Here is a 16115-nt window from a genome sequence, read left to right as displayed (position 1 = left end):
TTCTATTATGCTTGTGTAACTTCTTGTTCTGGTGAATGGCTTTCAGGCTGCACGCGTTCTTCCTCAGGAAGGGCACGTACTTCCACTTCTTTCATTTGGTGACCGTCCATTTCTTTTGCAATAAACTCGTATCCAAAAAGTTTGAACGATTCGCCTTCTTGAATATCGATATTTTGCATCAGCATCCAGCCGCCGATTGTATCGATATCATCGTTTTCAATTTCGATATGAAGCACTTCGTTGACTTCTTCAAGCAGTACTTTTGAGTTAAAGACAAAGTGCTGATCGCTGATTTTTTGAACAAGCGGCTTTTCATCTGTATCAAACTCATCTCGAATTTCTCCAACGATTTCTTCTAAAATATCTTCAACGGTAACGATACCAGCCGTACCGCCGTACTCGTCAATCAACACGGCCATATGCGTCCGTTTCTTCTGCATCGAGCGCAGTAGGTCTTGAATCGCTACGGTTTCAATTACTTGAATAATAGGATTCATATAAAGCTTCACACTTTGCTTTTTTAACGCATCGTTAATTACGACATCGTTTAGAATCTCTTTGACGTTGACTAAGCCGATAATGTTATCTTTATCTCCGTCAACGGTAACAGGGTAACGGGTGTAGCGGTCTTCTACAGCAAGCTTTAAGAAATCTTCAATGCTGTCGTCTTCAGAAACAGCTGAAATTTCTGTTCTTGGTACCATGATTTCGCGAGCAACACGGTTATCGAATTCAAAAATGTTGTTCACGTACTTATATTCAGACTGGTTAATTTCCCCGCCTTTAAAACTTTCTGATAAAATAATGCGCAGCTCTTCTTCACTGTGCGCAAGTTCATGCTCTGAAGCTGGCTTTAATCCAAACATGCCAGTTAACAAACGGGCAGAACCATTTAGTAACCAAATGAAAGGGAACATGATTTTATAGAATAAAATTAACGGACGAGCAAACAATAATGTAACTGTTTCAGCTTTTTGAATCGCAAATGTTTTTGGCGCTAATTCACCAACGACTACGTGAACAAACGTTACAAGCGCAAATGCGATAATGAATGAAAGAATATGTGTTAAAGATGCAGCAACACCCAGTTCTTCAAACAGAGGTTCCAAAATCTTCGCAACAGTCGGTTCTCCTAACCAACCGAGTCCTAAAGCAGTAATCGTAATACCAAGCTGACACGCAGATAAATACTCATCTAAGTGTGTCGTTACGGTTTTAACCGCATTCGCTCCTTTTTTGCCTTCAGCAACAAGTTGATCTACCCGTGAACTACGAAGCTTCACAATTGCAAACTCTGAAGCAACGAAAAAAGCAGTGAGTACAATTAAAATCGCAAAAATAATTAAGTTAATGGTTATCAATGAATATACTTACTTTATAGTGCTATAAAGTAAGTAAACACCTCCTGTAAATAATAAATTTACGACAGCAGCAGCAGTAAAGAGTGCAAAAGAGTGACGCTTTCTGGTGAAAGCCGATTCATCATTACTTTTCGATCTTCTTCGTTAAGCTTTTCCATAAGCGGTGCAACTTCTTTTAAACTGTCGTTTAGTACGTAAAATTTGGATGCTAATTCGTCTTTGGAGTGGCTATTCTCGGATTGCTCTACAGAAAAGAGAGAAGAAATCTCTTCAAGAGAACGGCCTTCGCTTTTTAATTTTTCAATTAAGTAAAGACGTTTCAGCGCTGCTTCGTTATAAAAGCGATAGTTAGAAGCAGAGCGTTCTGCTTTTAACAACCCAATGTTAGTATAATAGTCAACCGTGCGCTTCGTTACATGTGCCATCTCTGCAAGTTCGCCAATTTTGTATGTCGCAACCCCATCAGAATACCACCTCCTTTAACTATGTCAACCATCACGTGATGGTTTTTATCTACGCAACTATTTATCTTTTATCCTATCGTAATTAAGTATACGCGCGTAAGATCAAAAAGTTTCATTTTTTTATTAGCATTCAGTATATCTCAAAATAAGGTAGTTTGACAAAGATTTTATAAAAAAAACTCGCTTATATTAAGCGAGTTTTTTAGTAGGATGACGTACGATAATGTGCATGCGTTCATACACATATTGAATACGTTCAGTATATTCTATGAACTCAGAGCTCATTGGAGATAGCTGATCAGCAATACGGTGCATAATAGCAGCTTCTTCTTTTAACGAATCTAAATTTTGAGTTCTGTCAATTCTAGATTTAAATGTTAACGAAATCATGTTATTCACCTCGTTGTTATATTACTTGTTATGAGACACTATGTCCGTGACTTTTATCACTCTAGTCAAAGGTGATAACGTAATTATTTGATGTTTGCCGGCATTTTGTGTAGGATGATTAGAAAAGGGTTTTTATGGGAGAATGAAATGAATTTAAAACGAATGCACCACGTAGCCATTATAGGAAGTAATTATGAACGTTCAAAAGCTTTTTATGTAAATGTGTTAGGATGCAAGATTATAGAAGAAACATATAGAAAAGAAAGAGATTCATATAAGCTAGATTTAGAAGTAGCTCCTGGCTATCAAATTGAGTTGTTCTCGTTTCCAAATCCGCCACAGCGTCCTTCAAGACCTGAAGCGTGCGGCTTACGCCATTTAGCTTTTGCGGTTGAAAGCGTAGAGGATTCCAAGCGTGAACTAGAGCAGCAAGGGATTGATGTGGAACCTATTAGGGTAGATGAACTAACGGGAAAAAAATTCACATTTTTTGCTGATCCGGACGGGTTACCGCTAGAGCTTTATGAAGAGAAAGAGGGGGAATAAGGAGTATGTGCAATTATTTATTTGTATACGGAACGCTTCTTGAAGGAGAAGGTAATCACGGATTGCTGCATCATGCGCGCTCAATTGCCAAACAGGCAAAAACGAAAGGGAAATTATATGACACTAAGCACGGCTATCCTATGCTCGATATTGACAGTGAACATATTACGTACGGAGAAGTATATGAAGTGACCGATCAGCTTATGTGGAAGGCGCTTGATGAATTAGAAGGGTACATTCACGAAGGTCATAAAGACAATGAATATGATAAAGTTGTGCAAACGGTTGAAACGGACCAAGGTGAATTTGAAGCCGTTGTGTATGTAGCAAGAGACCGTTCCCTGCTGCAAGAATTTATCCCAGGCGGAAACTGGCGCGTATGGAAAGAAGATTTATTAGAAGGCATGCTGTATTTTGCTTACGGTTCATGTATGGATAACGATCGTTTTATTAAGCACGGCGTTGACCAGCATTTCCAAGACTGTCTTGGCAGAGCTGTTTTTAAAGGCTATACGCTTCGATATAACCACGTTATTCATGACGGAGGACGTGCAGACATGGTTGAAGAAGGCGGAGTTGTTGAAGGCAAACTGTACCGCGTGCCGCCCGAAGCAATTACGTATTTGTATGGCAGAGAAGGGGTAGATAATAACGGCTATCGTCCTGCTATTATTTCTGTCGAGCATGAAGGTAAGATGGTGGATCATGTTCTTACTTTTTTTGTGTTAAATAAAGAAAAAGAAGTCGCACCTCCGGATCACTATTCGACTGAAATTATTCGAGGAGCAACAGGTGTACTCAGCGAAGAATACGTTCAGAAGCTAATAGAGCAAGTACATGCGCTAAAAAATAGCGATGTTGTAAATAATTAATATAAAAAGACGCAGAGACAAAAGTAGTTTAGCTGAAGAAAGCTCCGAACGAGTAATCGTTCGGAGCTTTTCATTGTTATGGTGAACGCAGTCCAGATCATTGATCCCATTTGTTCGTCTCAAGGTTGGATTGATTTTGTTATGTTCTCTGTTGCATTAGCTAAAGGAAACAGAGAATTCTGTTTGAAATACACCGTCTTTTGATAAACGGTTGATGCCTAATTTTTCTTTGAAATTTCCGTTATGGTCATGCGTATCTGCAATTCCAAACCAAGGTTCGATGCAAAGAAAAGGAGCGATTGTATGATTTTCTGCATCATACTTTGACCAAATACCGACATACGGGAAATCATTAAACTGAACGTTAATTTGATTTTCATTAACCGGCGATTTAATTGTAATTCCGTCAATATGGCTAAAAATTAACGCATCATTTGCAAATAAATCTGCGCTTAGCGGCAGCTGGTGTAAATTTTCTGCAGCCCCTTTTTCATGAATAAGAGCGTCTTTTAATACAAATTCCTTCGGCGTAGTTTCAGAAGGCTCTATTTCTAAAAAGTAATCAGAAATCTGCTCGTTTTCACGTAGCGGAATACGAAAAGCAGGGTGGGCTCCAATTGAAAAATACATATCCTCTTTATCTTCATTTACTACTTTCCACTGAAACGTTAATCGATTGTTTTCCAGACGGTAGCTAATTTCAACTGAACATTCAAATGGATATACGTCTTTAAACCGGCCGTTTGTGGCAAATTTCAGTCGTGCTGTTTCGTTTGTTTGCTCAATCACGGTGAAAGTAGAATCACGTAAAAAGCCATGCTGAGGCAAAGAGTATTCGCGCTGATCAACGGTATACTGATCATTTTTTAATCGGCCTACGATTGGAAACAAGACGGGCGATACTCGTCCCCAATAAGCGGGGTCACCGCTCCACATAAACTGCAGGCCTTTTTCTTTATGAAATACTTCTACAACTTCCGCTCCTTTTTCTTCAATGCTGACTTTCATTTCGCTATTTTCTAGTACAATCATTACAACATCTCCCAAATCATTGTTGTACGCTAGAGCTGTCTCAAACGTACTGGCTTTGCTTATATTATACCCTTCTTGGCAAAAAAGGTATTAATTTCCCTATTTTTGTTCAAATTAATATAGAAAAAGGAGGGTTCAAATATGAATCATGCAACATTATTGCTCATTAAATTTGCAGCGGCACTTATTGCGTTTGGTATAGGCCTTGATTTGTTTTTTGATGCAACCATCGGAGACATTATTTCCTTTAGCTTGCTAACAACAGTTTTGACATATCTAGTAGTGGATCGAATTGTACTGCCTCGAGTGGGCAATCGCGATGCCGTTATTGTTGAATTTGTTCTAACATATATGAGCGTATGGATTTTTGGCACATTGTTATTAGACAGCTACGTTCAAATTGCGTGGGGAAGCATTATTTCTGCAGCTATTATTACATTTGCTGAAGTTTTTGTTCACCGCTACCTATTCAACCATATTGAAACAAAACATACAGCGAGAACGCGTCCGGCTTTTAAGCGAAAACTAGCGTATGACACAGAATTTGCAGAAGAACAGCATGTAGAAAACAAAGAAAATCCAAAATAAAAAGAGGTTGGAACAAAAGTATTTTAGCTGAAATGAAAAACGAACCACTAATCAACATGTCTGATTAGTGGTTCGTTTTTTTTGTTATGGTGAACGTATGTTTCATTTGTTTCGTTCTTTCTAGCAGTTGATTTGAGGGCAAGGCGAAGACTCCCGCGGAAAGCGAAGTCTTGCACGGAAATCGACTGGGGTGTCACAAGCGGTTCAGCTCATGTATCCCATTTGTTCGTCTTTAGGTTGGATTCATTTCGTTACGCCTCAACCTCTTTTTATGTGTTAATGCATAAAAGTCATTTCGTTTAAAGGCCAATATTTCATGTTGACTTCTCCCATGATTGAAGAAATGGGGGTGAGGCCAAAATGTCTTCCGTCCCGGCTTATGCGTCTGTTGTCACCTAGCACTAATACGTATCCATCCGGTATCGTGCCGTCTGGAGACAGTTCGTACGTGGAAAAGTTTTCAGTAAATCGCTCGTAAGCGGGCACTTTGGATAAATATTTATGGAGATGCGGCTCTTTTTTGACCTTGTTATTTATATACAGAACATCATCTTTGTATTCGACCGTTTCTCCAGGTAAGCCCACAATCCGCTTTACTAGAAAATCACTGCTATAGGGAGCTTGCAAAACAACAATGTCAAAGCGCTCCAGCTTGCTGTGTTTGTTAATAATAATTCGATTGCCTTCGTGCAAAATAGGCTTCATAGAATCACCTTTTACAGTGTAGGGCTGAAACCAATAGTGCTGAACGACAACAGAAAGCAAAACGGTGCCGAGGATGACGCTTGTGTATGTAAGAATTTCACGCTTTATTTTGTTATTGATCATAATGGATGAACACCTTCTTAACGGTAAGACTATCAATTTAGGTTTTTCATAGAGATATAACAGTGTTGATTGTACCATTCAGAACTAAAGTTTTCCATATCTATCTGTTTATGCGTGTATCCCGAAAATATGCTTGGCGGAACAAAAAATGAAAAAAGCCGTTATTCTAGAAAATAACGGCTTTTCTTTATTATAACTGAGCGCGCTCAGTTCGAGTAGCTGGTTGATTTGGTTCTTCTTCCACAACAGGCTCAACAGGCTTATGCTGCTTGATTTCTTCTTCCAGTTCAGCAATTCGCTTGTTTTTCTGTTTCACTTGTCCTCTTAGTTGAACAATTTTTACAAAGCTCAATGAAGCAGCAACAACTCCTCCAAACACAGCCGTTGTTAAGATGATTAAAATAAGAGGCCATTTTTGTGAACCAAATACATAGTTAAATTGTACAGGATCGTTGTTAATTACAGCTAAAACAGCAATGATAAGAGCAAATATAAGTCCTAAAATAAAAAAGCTCTGTCCTTTCATAAGCTGCACTTCCTTTCTTTACATGGTCATTACAACTTTTATAGCGTAACCACTCATCTTAAGTGTTTGCTATCTTGCTTATAGGTATACGTATCCACATTTAAACAAAATCAAACATTTTCTTGATTATATATATCTTTCTTTTAAAACACAATATATCGATTGATGTAGAAACTTTGACATGTCCAAAGACCTGGTATGTCGAATTTTTGGAATAAAGAGCTCGCTTATCCTTTTTTGCTTAAGCAGGGGGAGAGACTTTCATTTAAATCATATATGTACAAAGAAGCTGTGACATAACCAAATGAGTTCAACCTAAAGATGAACAAATGAGATACATGAACTGAATCCCTTATGACACCGGAGTTGATTTCCGTGCAAGGCTTCGCTTTCCGCGGGCGGCCGATGAGCCTCCTCGTCGCTTGTGCTCCTGCGGGGTCTCATCTGTCCCGCTTTTCCCGCAGGAGTCTTCGCCTTGCCCTTCAATCGACTGCTAGAAGGAACGAAACAGATGAAGCTTTATTCAAGTAACAAAAAAACGAACCACTCATCAAACATGTTGATCAATGACTCGTTTTTTACTTGGGCTAAGACCCTTTTGTCCCAGCCTCACTTTTATTAAAGCGGTTATATGAACTCAAGCTGAGGCTTTGGCTTAATGGCATTAAATTATTTCATTATCTATCACCCGGAGCAGGGTGGTCTACACCTTTGACATGATGCCGATGCTGGTTGTCTTCGCTGGTATAAAAGTCATAATAGTGAACATGCATACCGTTGCCAATTGGAATAGCTGGACCAGAGTAGGCTTTGTAATGATGTGTATGTCCGTCTTCAAACACAACGTAGCCCTCTGTATAGTGAATGTGGCTTCCATCCTCGCTTTGAATTGGAGGAGACGTTACATCGAGACACTGATGGACATGTCCTGACGCAACAGAAGTGTAGTCCACTGAGCCATGATTATGATGAGGAACAAACCCTGAAATAAAATCATCTTTGCCTATTTTTTTCATTTTACTTCCTCCTATAAATTCAATTTTTAAAAAACTGTTTAAGTAAATTATTTAAATGGGCATCTGAATTTCTCTTTTTAGTTAAATTCAAAAATACATGCTATTGATATGAACAAAGAAAAATAAATATGACTTTTGCTAATAAGGATTTATCAAATGGGTAGTTTTCTTGTGCGTTTGCCGTTTCTATTTAATAACTTTCACATATATTTATTAAGAAAGGACAAGTTATTATAAGAGAGGAAGTCAGCATAATGAGTTGGGAAAATAAAAAGAGTCTATGTCAGGAGTTTGCGAGAATTCTAGGTGGACAAGGCAGTTTAGATGAAAATGACGTTTGTTTGGTACAAAAGTTTCGTACGATTCGTTTTAAAATTTTAGGGCGTCCAACACGCTCTCCATTAGTTACCCCTCAATTTTTCACTTTTGAAGATTTAGATAGCAAAGGAAGAGCGCTAAATCTAGGTGAAACCGTGCTTTTGCAAGAAGAAGTAAATCCATTATTAACGGAGCTTAGAAAAAGAGATATTAAGGTTACGGCCGTTCACAACCATTGGCTATTTGAAGAACCGAGAGCAATGTATATGCACTTTGAATCCGTAGAACCACCGTTAGATTTTGCACGAAAAGTAAGAGAAGCGTTTAGAGTACTAAAAGGATAAAAAGCAGTTTTTTATAGAATCAGTTTAGTCTTACTTACTGCTTTTAAAATTAGATTAATAAACCTTTAAACATGTATATTATATATTTGTTTATAAGATGCAATTGAATGAAGCTATCAGGTTAACTAATTTTTGAGCAGTGAGACTCTTAAAATAAAAAAAGCACGCGTTCGCCGCGTGCTTTTTTTATGTATAAACTTAAAATGCGTTTAGGGTGTTATCGCTTAACCACTGTTTGCGTTCAGCTGCATCTTCGAATAACTCATCTGCATTTGTAAATTGAGAAGCAATGACATATTCAATTGTTGCAAGAGGAGCTGTTAGCAAACGCCAGTTTAATACGATTGTATTATCTTGAGTCGTAGCGTATTCTTCACCTAACTCGTCCCACTTAACAGATTCAGGAGCATTGTCAGCTGCTTTTTTAACAGATTTCAAAGCTTCTTGGAATTTTTCACCTGCGCGGCCTTGGTACCATTCTGTTAATAGTTGTCCAATACCTTCATTTGTTTGCTGCTCGTTCCAGCTTTCAGGTACTGTAGCAATGAATTTTGCACGGAATGTCATTTCAGCCTTTGCTACATCTCCACGAACGATGTTTAAGCGGTATTGACGCCCTAGGTAAGGGAATTTGTCTCCTTCTTCAAAAGAACCAGTTTTAGCTGCAGAAGCTGCTGCTTTAGGAGCCTCTTTTTTAGCTGTTTCTTTTTTTACTGCTTCTTTCTTTGGAGCAGCTGGCTTTTCCTCAGCTGGTTGTGAACCGTTTAGTTGTTTTAAAATCCATGTTGCTTTGCGTGCGATGATTGAACGCACATTGTTTTCATTAAGACCTCTTGGGATAATAACTTTTACCCCTTCTTTGTCACAAATTTGCACCGTGATATCGGTTCTATTTGGAACGACTTCAATTTTGTAGTCAATTGTTTGATTGCCTGTTTGATACGTATACATAAAATTTTTCGTACTCCTTTCTACAAATCTTCATTTTATAAGCAAAGGTAGAGTTTGGTCAAATGAAAGAATAATCAGACAGTTATCAACTGCTGTTGCAGCGCCTTGCAGAATGATATGTATTCCAATATTTAGTGGGAAAGCGCCAATAATAATTGTTTCAATTCTTCTTTAGTTTTTACAAAAAAATATAAAAATATGCCGATACTACTAATATAGATTAGACATTCTATGTCTTTAGATTGTATAGGGGATGAAAAAATGAAAAAAGCTTTTCAAAGTTTACGCATGAAAATGCTATGTATGATTGCAGCCATGATGGCCATAACATCTACTGTAATTGAAGTAACCAATTATTATCTTATTGTGAAACAAGAGCAAGCAGCTTCGATTACGCTAGTGATTACATTTCTGTTTGTTTCTTTTACAACTACCGTGTTCTATTTTATCATACGTCGCTACATAATTGCGGTTGAAAATTTGTCAAAAACAATGAAAGGGATTTCAAACGGCGATTTATCTGTAGATGTTGTTCCTTTGAAAGGGAAAAATGAGATTAGTACACTTATATCTTCATTTAATGAAATGATGACTCACATGAGAATGCTGCGTCAGAAAATAAGTAAAACAAAGAGCACGGTCAGTCATTCCTCAGAGCAATTGCTTGCAAGCATGGAGGAAACAAAAACAGCTGTGACAGAAGTTACGATGTCTATTCAAGAAATTGCTGCGGGTTCTGATAAGCAGTTGCTAAGTGTGGTTGAAACCGAGCAAGCTATGGTGGATATGGCCAAGCTGCTTCAGAAAATCACTGATCATTCTTCAAAGGTACAACAATCGATGAACAGAGCCTCTGAACATGCTTCTACCGGAAATGTTGCGGTGAAAGGTGTGACGAATCAAATGAATAAAATCTATGAAACCGTTAAGATATCGACCAGTGAAGTAAAGGGACTCGAAGATCGTTCCGCAGAGATTGGCCGCATTATTAATACGATTACAAGAATTGCTGAACAAACAAATCTTCTTGCACTTAATGCTGCTATTGAAGCTGCAAGGGCTGGAGAACATGGAAAAGGTTTTGCTGTAGTGGCAGGGGAAGTACGTAAGCTAGCGGAAGAATCTAAAACGTCCGCTATACAAATCAGTCATTTGTTAAAAGAAATTGAAGTGCAGGCAAAGCGGGCTTATCGAAACATGGAAGTGAATACGGAAGAAGTCACGCTTGGTATTTCCACTGTCGAAGATGTAACGCAACAGTTTTCCACAATTATGGAAGATGTCTTTGCCGCTCAAGAACAAATGAACAAAATGACAAAGGCAACAGGAGAGATTGATGGGTATTCGTTCAAAGTAATGGAGTCCGTCATGACCCTTTCGGAGGTTGCTAAACAAGCAGCTGCTTACGCTGAAGAAGTAGCTGCGGCTTCACAAGAGGAGTTAGCATCTATAGAAGAACTTGTGATGTTGGCCGCTAATTTAAAAGCTACGGTAAGTGAGTCCTGAAGTCTATCTTGATATGTACGTAATACGCGCAGCTTTCTGCGTGTATTTGTTTTATTTATATCTTTTATAGAAAACGATAAATAGAATTGACACGTTATCAAAGCAGTTGTATAGTGAGTACGCAAGGCGGCAGTCTGCCTTTTTTAATTCTTAGTAAACTTATAAGTTAAATGAAATATTTAAGTACTATATAAGGAGACAAAGAGATGAAAAATGAATTCCGTTTGGCAACAAATGACGACGCGGATAACTTATTGAACTTAACTCTACAAGCATATAAGCCTATTCGAGAGCTAGGCATTCCTTTCTTAGCAGCTACTGCTGATCTTGCCCTCGTTAAGAAAAATATTTCTCAAAACCTTTGCTATGTATATGAAGAAGATAAAAGAATCGCTGCTACTGTATCTATACGAATGCCTTGGGGAGAACATCCAGGTCCGTTTGCTGTTCCGCATTTTTGGTGGTTTGCAGTGGCCCCGTCGTTTGCCAGGAAAGGCGTTGGATCTAAGCTGCTTCATCTAGTAGAGGAAGAGGTAATAAAGAATACGTTTAAATCGCCAGGTGTGTCTTTAGGAACAGCAAAAGAACATCCTTGGTTAGTTGAGATGTATGAACGAAAAGGATATGTTCAAGCTAAAGAAAAGCACCTTGCACAAGGCTATACGACCGTATTTCTTTATAAAAAATTCAATGAGGTACACTCTTTGTCGTAAAAGATAGAGAAGTGGTCTAAATTAAGAAATGTGAAAGAGTGATAAATATGACAGATCAATTACTACTAAATACGCTAATAGACATACGCCGTGAGCTGCACCGGTTTCCAGAGCTTTCAATGAAAGAATATGAAACAACTAAACGTATTAAAAAGTGGTTAAAGCACTACGATATTTCTATAGCGGATGCATTCCATTTAGACGTGGGAGCAGTAGCGGAAATTGTGGGAGGAAAGCCGGGACCTACTATCGCTATTCGAGCTGATATTGATGCGCTGCCAATTGAAGAAAAAACCAATCTGCCATTTGCTTCTGAAGTGAACGGTGTTATGCACGCATGCGGACATGATTTTCATACGGCTTCTATAATCGGAGCAGCCATTCTTCTCAAAGAGCGTCAGCAGGAGCTTTGCGGTACGGTTCGATTTATCTTTCAACCGGCCGAAGAAACGGCTTCTGGGGCAAAAATGCTCGTTGAAAAAGGTGTGCTCGAAGGAGTAGAAGCGATATTTGGAATGCATAACAAACCGAATCTTCCTGTAGGAACCATTGGTGTCAAATCGGGACCTTTAATGGCAAGTGTTGATCGTTTTGAAATTGACGTCAAAGGAGTAGGCGGTCACGCAGGTATTCCAGAAAAAACAGTAGATCCGATTGCTGCTGCTGGTCAAATTGTTACTAGTTTACAAACCATTGTCAGCCGTAATCTCAGCCCATTTCAAAATGTTGTTGTCAGCATAACTCAAATCCACGGAGGGAGCTCGTGGAACGTCATTCCTGACAAAGTAACGCTTGAAGGAACGGTCCGTACCTTTCAAGAAGAAGCGAGAGAAAAAATACCGGCTCTTATGAAACGAACTGCTGAAGGGATTGGAGCAGCTTTCGGCGCTTCAGTAGACGTTAAATGGTATCCGTATCTTCCTGTAGTAAACAATGATGATACGCTGGAAAAATTGGTTATTAACGCTGCAGAGAATCTTAGTTATCAAGTGGTAGAAGCTGAACAATCGCCTGGAGGAGAAGATTTTGCCGTATATCAGCAGCGTGTACCAGGATTTTTTGTATGGATGGGTACGGCTGGAGAATATGAATGGCACCATCCTTCTTTTTCATTAAATGAAGAGGCATTACTTGTAGCAGCTTCTTATTTTGCTAATCTAAGCTTTGACTTTTTGAATTCATTCCATTACCAAAAAAATTAAAATATTTTTATTTTTCTATTTACGCGGATGGAATTGTTTGATAAAATAAATTTTAAATTAAAAAAGTTATCACGAGTGGACGAGAGATCTGGCTCTTTGACTCCACAGCAACCTACGAATGTAAGGTGCTCCTACCAGCAAAGCATGTGCTTTGGGTGATAAAACGGGTGAAAAACTCATTTTGCATCTAAGCAAAATGAGTTTTTTTTATTTTTCTAAAAGGAGAGGGTTTTATGAGTCATACAGCAGTTGCAGCACATACAGGAGAGAAAGCATTAAAGGAAGCCGTAAAATTATTAGGAAAGCATTATCAAGTAGCTTATCGTGAATTAGAAACATTTTATGAAATTGTGGTCGAAAACCATGTTCGTACATATGCTGTAGGCATAGATATTAAAGATGTACAAAAAGCAAATGAACTAGAAATTTATTCATCATGCTGTTCCAAGCTTGAGCGAGTAGGCTGTCTTTTATAGAAGTCTGCTCGCGCCTCTATTTTTAAAGTGTTTTTAAATAGAAAGCATGTTTTTTGACAATTGAAGAATCTGGTGGGTATAATCATTACTCACTAGGTTTTAAAATTAATCATAAATTGTCGAAATTTTTACACAAATTAAAGGTTACATTCGAAATGAATTGTGGTATGTTATAAAACAAGAATATTTTATGAAAGGAGCATTGAAATGGAAATGTCTCTTGAACATGGAAACGATGCAGGAAGCGAACAGCTTATTGATCGTATCCTAGACTTTTTAGAAGATGACGAAAAGTAAAAAAAAGAGTGTGCGGTGCTAGCCCTAGCCGCGCACTCTTTTTTTATCATGTGCGTCAAGGAAGCGCATACTATGATACATAGGGATAGAATGAAAGGGTCTCTGTCAAAGGGATTGACGAATCGTTTTGTTTGATGGAAAATTTAGAAAAAGGAAAGAGATGAAGGGTATGTCGAACAAAACATCTTTGTATCAAACAAAAGAACAGTTAAAGAAGCTTGTAAGCGAATTGGTTTCTATACCTAGCGTGACAGGAACGATGGCAGAAGTGGAAATGGCTGAATCGATAGCGTCGTATTTATTGAAGCTGCCTTACTTTCAAAAAAACGAGCAAGTTGAGCTTCATTCAACAGGAGACGGGCGATCGATTGTCACAGCTTTTGTTGAAGGGAAAAATACGAATAAAACAGTTGTATTAGTCAGTCATTACGATGTAGTGGATGTACAAGATTATGGACAGTGGAAAAAGGATGCTTTTCACGCTGATACGTTAACGAGTACTTTTTATAATGATATGGAACAAGTTCCGGCGCACGTACAAAAAGATATGATAAACGGAGACTGGCTTTTTGGCCGAGGAACGATGGACATGAAAGCTGGTATTGCTCTGCATATCAGTATGATTGAACGAGCATGCAACGGAGAGTTTGACGGAAACATCCTGCTTCTGTCGGTACCGGATGAAGAAGTAAATTCGCTCGGAATGAGAAAAGCAGTGCCTGTTCTTTTAGAACTTGCGTGCAAACATCAGCTGGATTTTTCTCTCATGCTAAATGCAGAACCAGTATTCAGCCGCTATCCTGGTGATCAAACGAACTATGTGTACTCAGGATCGATTGGCAAGATCATGCCAAGCTTTTTGTGTTATGGAAAAGAAACTCATGTAGGGGAACCGCTAGCTGGTTTAAATGCTAATTTGCTAGCTTCTTATTTAACAAAAGAAATAGAACTAAACGTTGATTTTTGCGAAAAAGTAAGAGATGAAACGAGTCCACCTCCTACGGTGCTGATACAAAAAGATTTAAAAGAAGAGTATTCCGTTCAAGTTCCGCACTCTGCCGTTGTATTATTTAATTTATTTATGTTAAACCGCTCTCTTAAAGAAGTAACAGATCTGCTGTTGAAATCGGCTGACCAAGCGGCTTTGAATGTAAAAAAACATTATAATAAAGCTGCTCGGCAGTACGCTGCGGGAATGGAGGGTTCATCCCTTGACGTGAACGTATGGACGTATGAAGAACTTTATACTCATGCAGTCAAACAGCACGGTGAAAAATATGTGCAAGAAATGGAAGCGGCACTTTTGGCACAAGAAGATGATGACAGAAATAAAACCATTAAATTAGTAAACTCTTTAGCTGGTTTATGTAAAGAAGCAGCTCCGATGATAGTCTTATTTTTTACGCCGCCTTTTTACCCGGCCGTTTGTTCACATGATGATCTCTTTGTACAAAAGATTTTGTCAAACGTACAGGCAACTGCCAAAGAGCAATTCCAAGTGGAGCTAGTTGAACAAAGTTATTTTGGTGGAATTTCGGATTTAAGCTATGCCAGCCTGCAGCACCCGCTTCATACATTTAACACGTTAGTAGCCAATATGCCTCTATGGAATAAAGGATATCATATCCCGCTAGAAGAGCTAGAGGAGCTCAAGATGCCGGTGCTGAACATTGGACCGCTGGGAAGAGATGCGCATCAATGGACCGAAAGATTAGACGTTCAGTATTCCTTTGAGATTTTGCCTCACTTCATTTATCAAGCTATAAAAGAAGCACAGAAATAAACATCCGCCCGCGGATGTTTATTTGTTGAATTTAAAAGAAGCTCCTTGTACGGTAATTTGTTGCGGTGTTAGAGCGTGATCCAATTCAACCAAAAATGGACGCTCCCCAACTTTTTTTAATGTATCATGGACAACACCTTGTGTTCCGCTGCAAAAAATAAGGTTTCCTTCATTGACATATAGTTTTTGACAACGTGCATCAAGTAAAGAGTCTTTGTAGCTTTCGCCAGCCTGAACGTCCAGCAGTTTTGTCCATTTGCTGATGGATTCTTCAAGGTTATGTACAGCACAGTAAATGTTTTTTAGCTGCAGCTGACCGGCTTGATGGGAAGAAAGAGCAGCTAGCTTTGGCTTGCGTTTTTCTTCTGGTTCACCCCACTCAATAAAGAAAGGAAAAGGGAGGGCATCATGGTCACCTTCAATAAAACACATTTGCCATTGAAGTCTTTCTCCATCATTAGTTTGACGAGACCCCGCTACAGGGCCTTTTACAGTGTAGCCCTTGTCTTTCAGCTCGGTTATGAGCAAATCCATATCATCTGTACGAAGGGCAAATCGCCCAAAATGACCAAACGGCGTATGTTCGTTAACAAGCTGCTGAATAAGATCATTATCTGTAACTGTTTGAGCTAATGCGATATCTTTAAGCCCAAGCCATTCAATATAGCTGAGGTGAAAATAAGCCAACGTGTTAAAAGTGCCCCATTTTTCATGGATACCGCCTTTAATAACATTTATTCCGTATCCGTTTAGTTCTTTCTGAGCTTTAATAGGATCAGGTGAAAAATGCACAAGATGATCAAACGATAAGTGCATGGATAGGCCTCCTTTTAAGAGAGATTCTTTCCTACTATTATACGTCGTTTTCTTTTTTAAGAAGAGTAAAACGAATGATTATGTAA

Annotated in this window: 18 protein-coding genes and 1 riboswitch; of the genes, 9 read left to right on the top strand and 9 right to left on the bottom strand. The window is 38.6% G+C overall.

Annotation, left to right across the window (positions count from 1 at the left end; genetic code table 11):
• Window positions 1-5 precede the first annotated feature (5 nt).
• The 3 genes from WKH56_RS12230 to WKH56_RS12220 all read right to left on the bottom strand — a co-directional run bounded on the left by WKH56_RS12230 (window position 6) and on the right by WKH56_RS12220 (window position 2215).
• Window positions 6-1361 carry a hemolysin family protein gene (locus WKH56_RS12230; RefSeq protein ID WP_033578338.1) on the bottom strand — a complete coding sequence of 452 codons (1356 nt, stop codon included), beginning with the start codon at window positions 1359-1361 and terminating at the stop codon, window positions 6-8.
• A gap of 59 nt (window positions 1362-1420) precedes the next feature.
• Window positions 1421-1786 (bottom strand): MerR family transcriptional regulator, encoded by a 366-nt coding sequence (locus WKH56_RS12225; protein WP_372497427.1) that lies wholly within the window; start codon window positions 1784-1786, stop codon window positions 1421-1423.
• Window positions 1787-2014: 228 nt separating this feature from the next.
• The gene (locus WKH56_RS12220) at window positions 2015-2215 is read right to left on the bottom strand and encodes a hypothetical protein (RefSeq protein ID WP_028414212.1); all 201 of its coding nucleotides are present in this window, start codon (window positions 2213-2215) and stop codon (window positions 2015-2017) included.
• 147 nt (window positions 2216-2362) lie between these two features.
• On the opposite strand from WKH56_RS12220, the gene gloA2 reads away from it, so the two are divergent.
• Together gloA2 and WKH56_RS12210 are read left to right on the top strand one after the other, a co-directional pair.
• A complete protein-coding gene (gloA2, locus tag WKH56_RS12215; protein WP_014461134.1) occupies window positions 2363-2761 on the top strand; it encodes an SMU1112c/YaeR family gloxylase I-like metalloprotein in 399 nt (132 codons plus the stop codon).
• A 5-nt stretch (window positions 2762-2766) separates the two neighbouring features.
• Complete coding sequence (locus WKH56_RS12210) at window positions 2767-3633, top strand: gamma-glutamylcyclotransferase family protein (RefSeq protein ID WP_063247598.1); 867 nt, start codon at window positions 2767-2769, stop codon at window positions 3631-3633.
• Between the two features lie 156 nt (window positions 3634-3789).
• On the opposite strand, the gene WKH56_RS12205 is transcribed toward WKH56_RS12210, so the two are convergent.
• A complete protein-coding gene (locus tag WKH56_RS12205; RefSeq protein ID WP_063247597.1) occupies window positions 3790-4665 on the bottom strand; it encodes an aldose 1-epimerase family protein in 876 nt (291 codons plus the stop codon).
• A 141-nt stretch (window positions 4666-4806) separates the two neighbouring features.
• Between WKH56_RS12205 and WKH56_RS12200 the strand changes: the two genes are divergently transcribed.
• Entirely contained in the window at window positions 4807-5253 is a 447-nt protein-coding gene (locus WKH56_RS12200) for a YndM family protein (RefSeq protein ID WP_063247596.1), read from the top strand.
• A 276-nt stretch (window positions 5254-5529) separates the two neighbouring features.
• On the opposite strand, the gene lepB is transcribed toward WKH56_RS12200, so the two are convergent.
• From lepB to WKH56_RS12185, 3 genes are all read right to left on the bottom strand, one after another.
• Entirely contained in the window at window positions 5530-6081 is a 552-nt protein-coding gene (gene lepB, locus WKH56_RS12195) for a signal peptidase I (protein ID WP_063247595.1), read from the bottom strand.
• Window positions 6082-6271: 190 nt separating this feature from the next.
• Entirely contained in the window at window positions 6272-6607 is a 336-nt protein-coding gene (locus tag WKH56_RS12190; protein ID WP_014461129.1) for a LapA family protein, read from the bottom strand.
• A gap of 677 nt (window positions 6608-7284) precedes the next feature.
• A complete protein-coding gene (locus tag WKH56_RS12185) occupies window positions 7285-7623 on the bottom strand; it encodes a YmaF family protein (RefSeq protein ID WP_013055902.1) in 339 nt (112 codons plus the stop codon).
• Window positions 7624-7877: 254 nt separating this feature from the next.
• Between WKH56_RS12185 and WKH56_RS12180 the strand changes: the two genes are divergently transcribed.
• On the top strand, window positions 7878-8285 hold the full coding sequence (locus WKH56_RS12180; protein ID WP_063247594.1) for a DUF1259 domain-containing protein: 408 nt from the start codon (window positions 7878-7880) through the stop codon (window positions 8283-8285).
• 198 nt (window positions 8286-8483) lie between these two features.
• Here WKH56_RS12180 and WKH56_RS12175 read toward each other — a convergent pair whose 3' ends face one another.
• Window positions 8484-9236 (bottom strand): M48 family metallopeptidase, encoded by a 753-nt coding sequence (locus tag WKH56_RS12175; RefSeq protein ID WP_028414208.1) that lies wholly within the window; start codon window positions 9234-9236, stop codon window positions 8484-8486.
• Between the two features lie 261 nt (window positions 9237-9497).
• On the opposite strand from WKH56_RS12175, the gene WKH56_RS12170 reads away from it, so the two are divergent.
• The 5 genes from WKH56_RS12170 to WKH56_RS12150 all read left to right on the top strand — a co-directional run bounded on the left by WKH56_RS12170 (window position 9498) and on the right by WKH56_RS12150 (window position 15213).
• Window positions 9498-10742, top strand: a complete 1245-nt coding sequence (locus tag WKH56_RS12170; RefSeq protein WP_310884260.1) for a methyl-accepting chemotaxis protein — start codon at window positions 9498-9500, stop codon at window positions 10740-10742.
• 206 nt (window positions 10743-10948) lie between these two features.
• On the top strand, window positions 10949-11455 hold the full coding sequence (locus WKH56_RS12165; RefSeq protein WP_063247592.1) for a GNAT family N-acetyltransferase: 507 nt from the start codon (window positions 10949-10951) through the stop codon (window positions 11453-11455).
• Window positions 11456-11502: 47 nt separating this feature from the next.
• The gene (locus WKH56_RS12160) at window positions 11503-12657 is read left to right on the top strand and encodes an amidohydrolase (RefSeq protein WP_028414205.1); all 1155 of its coding nucleotides are present in this window, start codon (window positions 11503-11505) and stop codon (window positions 12655-12657) included.
• A gap of 63 nt (window positions 12658-12720) precedes the next feature.
• A riboswitch (SAM riboswitch) is annotated at window positions 12721-12822 on the top strand.
• A gap of 68 nt (window positions 12823-12890) precedes the next feature.
• Window positions 12891-13133, top strand: coding sequence for a hypothetical protein (locus tag WKH56_RS12155; protein WP_028414204.1), 243 nt, complete (start codon window positions 12891-12893; stop codon window positions 13131-13133).
• Between the two features lie 466 nt (window positions 13134-13599).
• Window positions 13600-15213, top strand: a complete 1614-nt coding sequence (locus WKH56_RS12150; protein ID WP_063247590.1) for a M20/M25/M40 family metallo-hydrolase — start codon at window positions 13600-13602, stop codon at window positions 15211-15213.
• Window positions 15214-15231: 18 nt separating this feature from the next.
• On the opposite strand, the gene WKH56_RS12145 is transcribed toward WKH56_RS12150, so the two are convergent.
• Window positions 15232-16029 (bottom strand): VOC family protein, encoded by a 798-nt coding sequence (locus WKH56_RS12145; RefSeq protein WP_063247589.1) that lies wholly within the window; start codon window positions 16027-16029, stop codon window positions 15232-15234.
• Between the last annotated feature and the right edge of the window lie 86 nt (window positions 16030-16115).

This window comes from Priestia sp. SB1 (genome assembly GCF_038898415.1).
Note: the sequence above shows the minus strand (reverse complement) of the source record. Positions and strands in the feature narration are given on the sequence as shown.

Coding starts and splice junctions, on each gene's coding strand:
- WKH56_RS12210 (WP_063247598.1), top strand. CDS start 2,767: ATGTGCAATTATTTATTTGTATACGGAACGCTTCTTGAAGGAGAAGGT.
- WKH56_RS12145 (WP_063247589.1), bottom strand. CDS start 16,029: ATGCACTTATCGTTTGATCATCTTGTGCATTTTTCACCTGATCCTATT.
- WKH56_RS12205 (WP_063247597.1), bottom strand. CDS start 4,665: ATGATTGTACTAGAAAATAGCGAAATGAAAGTCAGCATTGAAGAAAAA.
- WKH56_RS12155 (WP_028414204.1), top strand. CDS start 12,891: ATGAGTCATACAGCAGTTGCAGCACATACAGGAGAGAAAGCATTAAAG.
- WKH56_RS12175 (WP_028414208.1), bottom strand. CDS start 9,236: ATGTATACGTATCAAACAGGCAATCAAACAATTGACTACAAAATTGAA.
- WKH56_RS12180 (WP_063247594.1), top strand. CDS start 7,878: ATGAGTTGGGAAAATAAAAAGAGTCTATGTCAGGAGTTTGCGAGAATT.
- lepB (WP_063247595.1), bottom strand. CDS start 6,081: ATGATCAATAACAAAATAAAGCGTGAAATTCTTACATACACAAGCGTC.
- WKH56_RS12165 (WP_063247592.1), top strand. CDS start 10,949: ATGAAAAATGAATTCCGTTTGGCAACAAATGACGACGCGGATAACTTA.
- WKH56_RS12170 (WP_310884260.1), top strand. CDS start 9,498: ATGAAAAAAGCTTTTCAAAGTTTACGCATGAAAATGCTATGTATGATT.
- WKH56_RS12190 (WP_014461129.1), bottom strand. CDS start 6,607: ATGAAAGGACAGAGCTTTTTTATTTTAGGACTTATATTTGCTCTTATC.
- gloA2 (WP_014461134.1), top strand. CDS start 2,363: ATGAATTTAAAACGAATGCACCACGTAGCCATTATAGGAAGTAATTAT.
- WKH56_RS12185 (WP_013055902.1), bottom strand. CDS start 7,623: ATGAAAAAAATAGGCAAAGATGATTTTATTTCAGGGTTTGTTCCTCAT.
- WKH56_RS12220 (WP_028414212.1), bottom strand. CDS start 2,215: ATGATTTCGTTAACATTTAAATCTAGAATTGACAGAACTCAAAATTTA.
- WKH56_RS12150 (WP_063247590.1), top strand. CDS start 13,600: ATGTCGAACAAAACATCTTTGTATCAAACAAAAGAACAGTTAAAGAAG.
- WKH56_RS12225 (WP_372497427.1), bottom strand. CDS start 1,786: ATGGCACATGTAACGAAGCGCACGGTTGACTATTATACTAACATTGGG.
- WKH56_RS12200 (WP_063247596.1), top strand. CDS start 4,807: ATGAATCATGCAACATTATTGCTCATTAAATTTGCAGCGGCACTTATT.
- WKH56_RS12160 (WP_028414205.1), top strand. CDS start 11,503: ATGACAGATCAATTACTACTAAATACGCTAATAGACATACGCCGTGAG.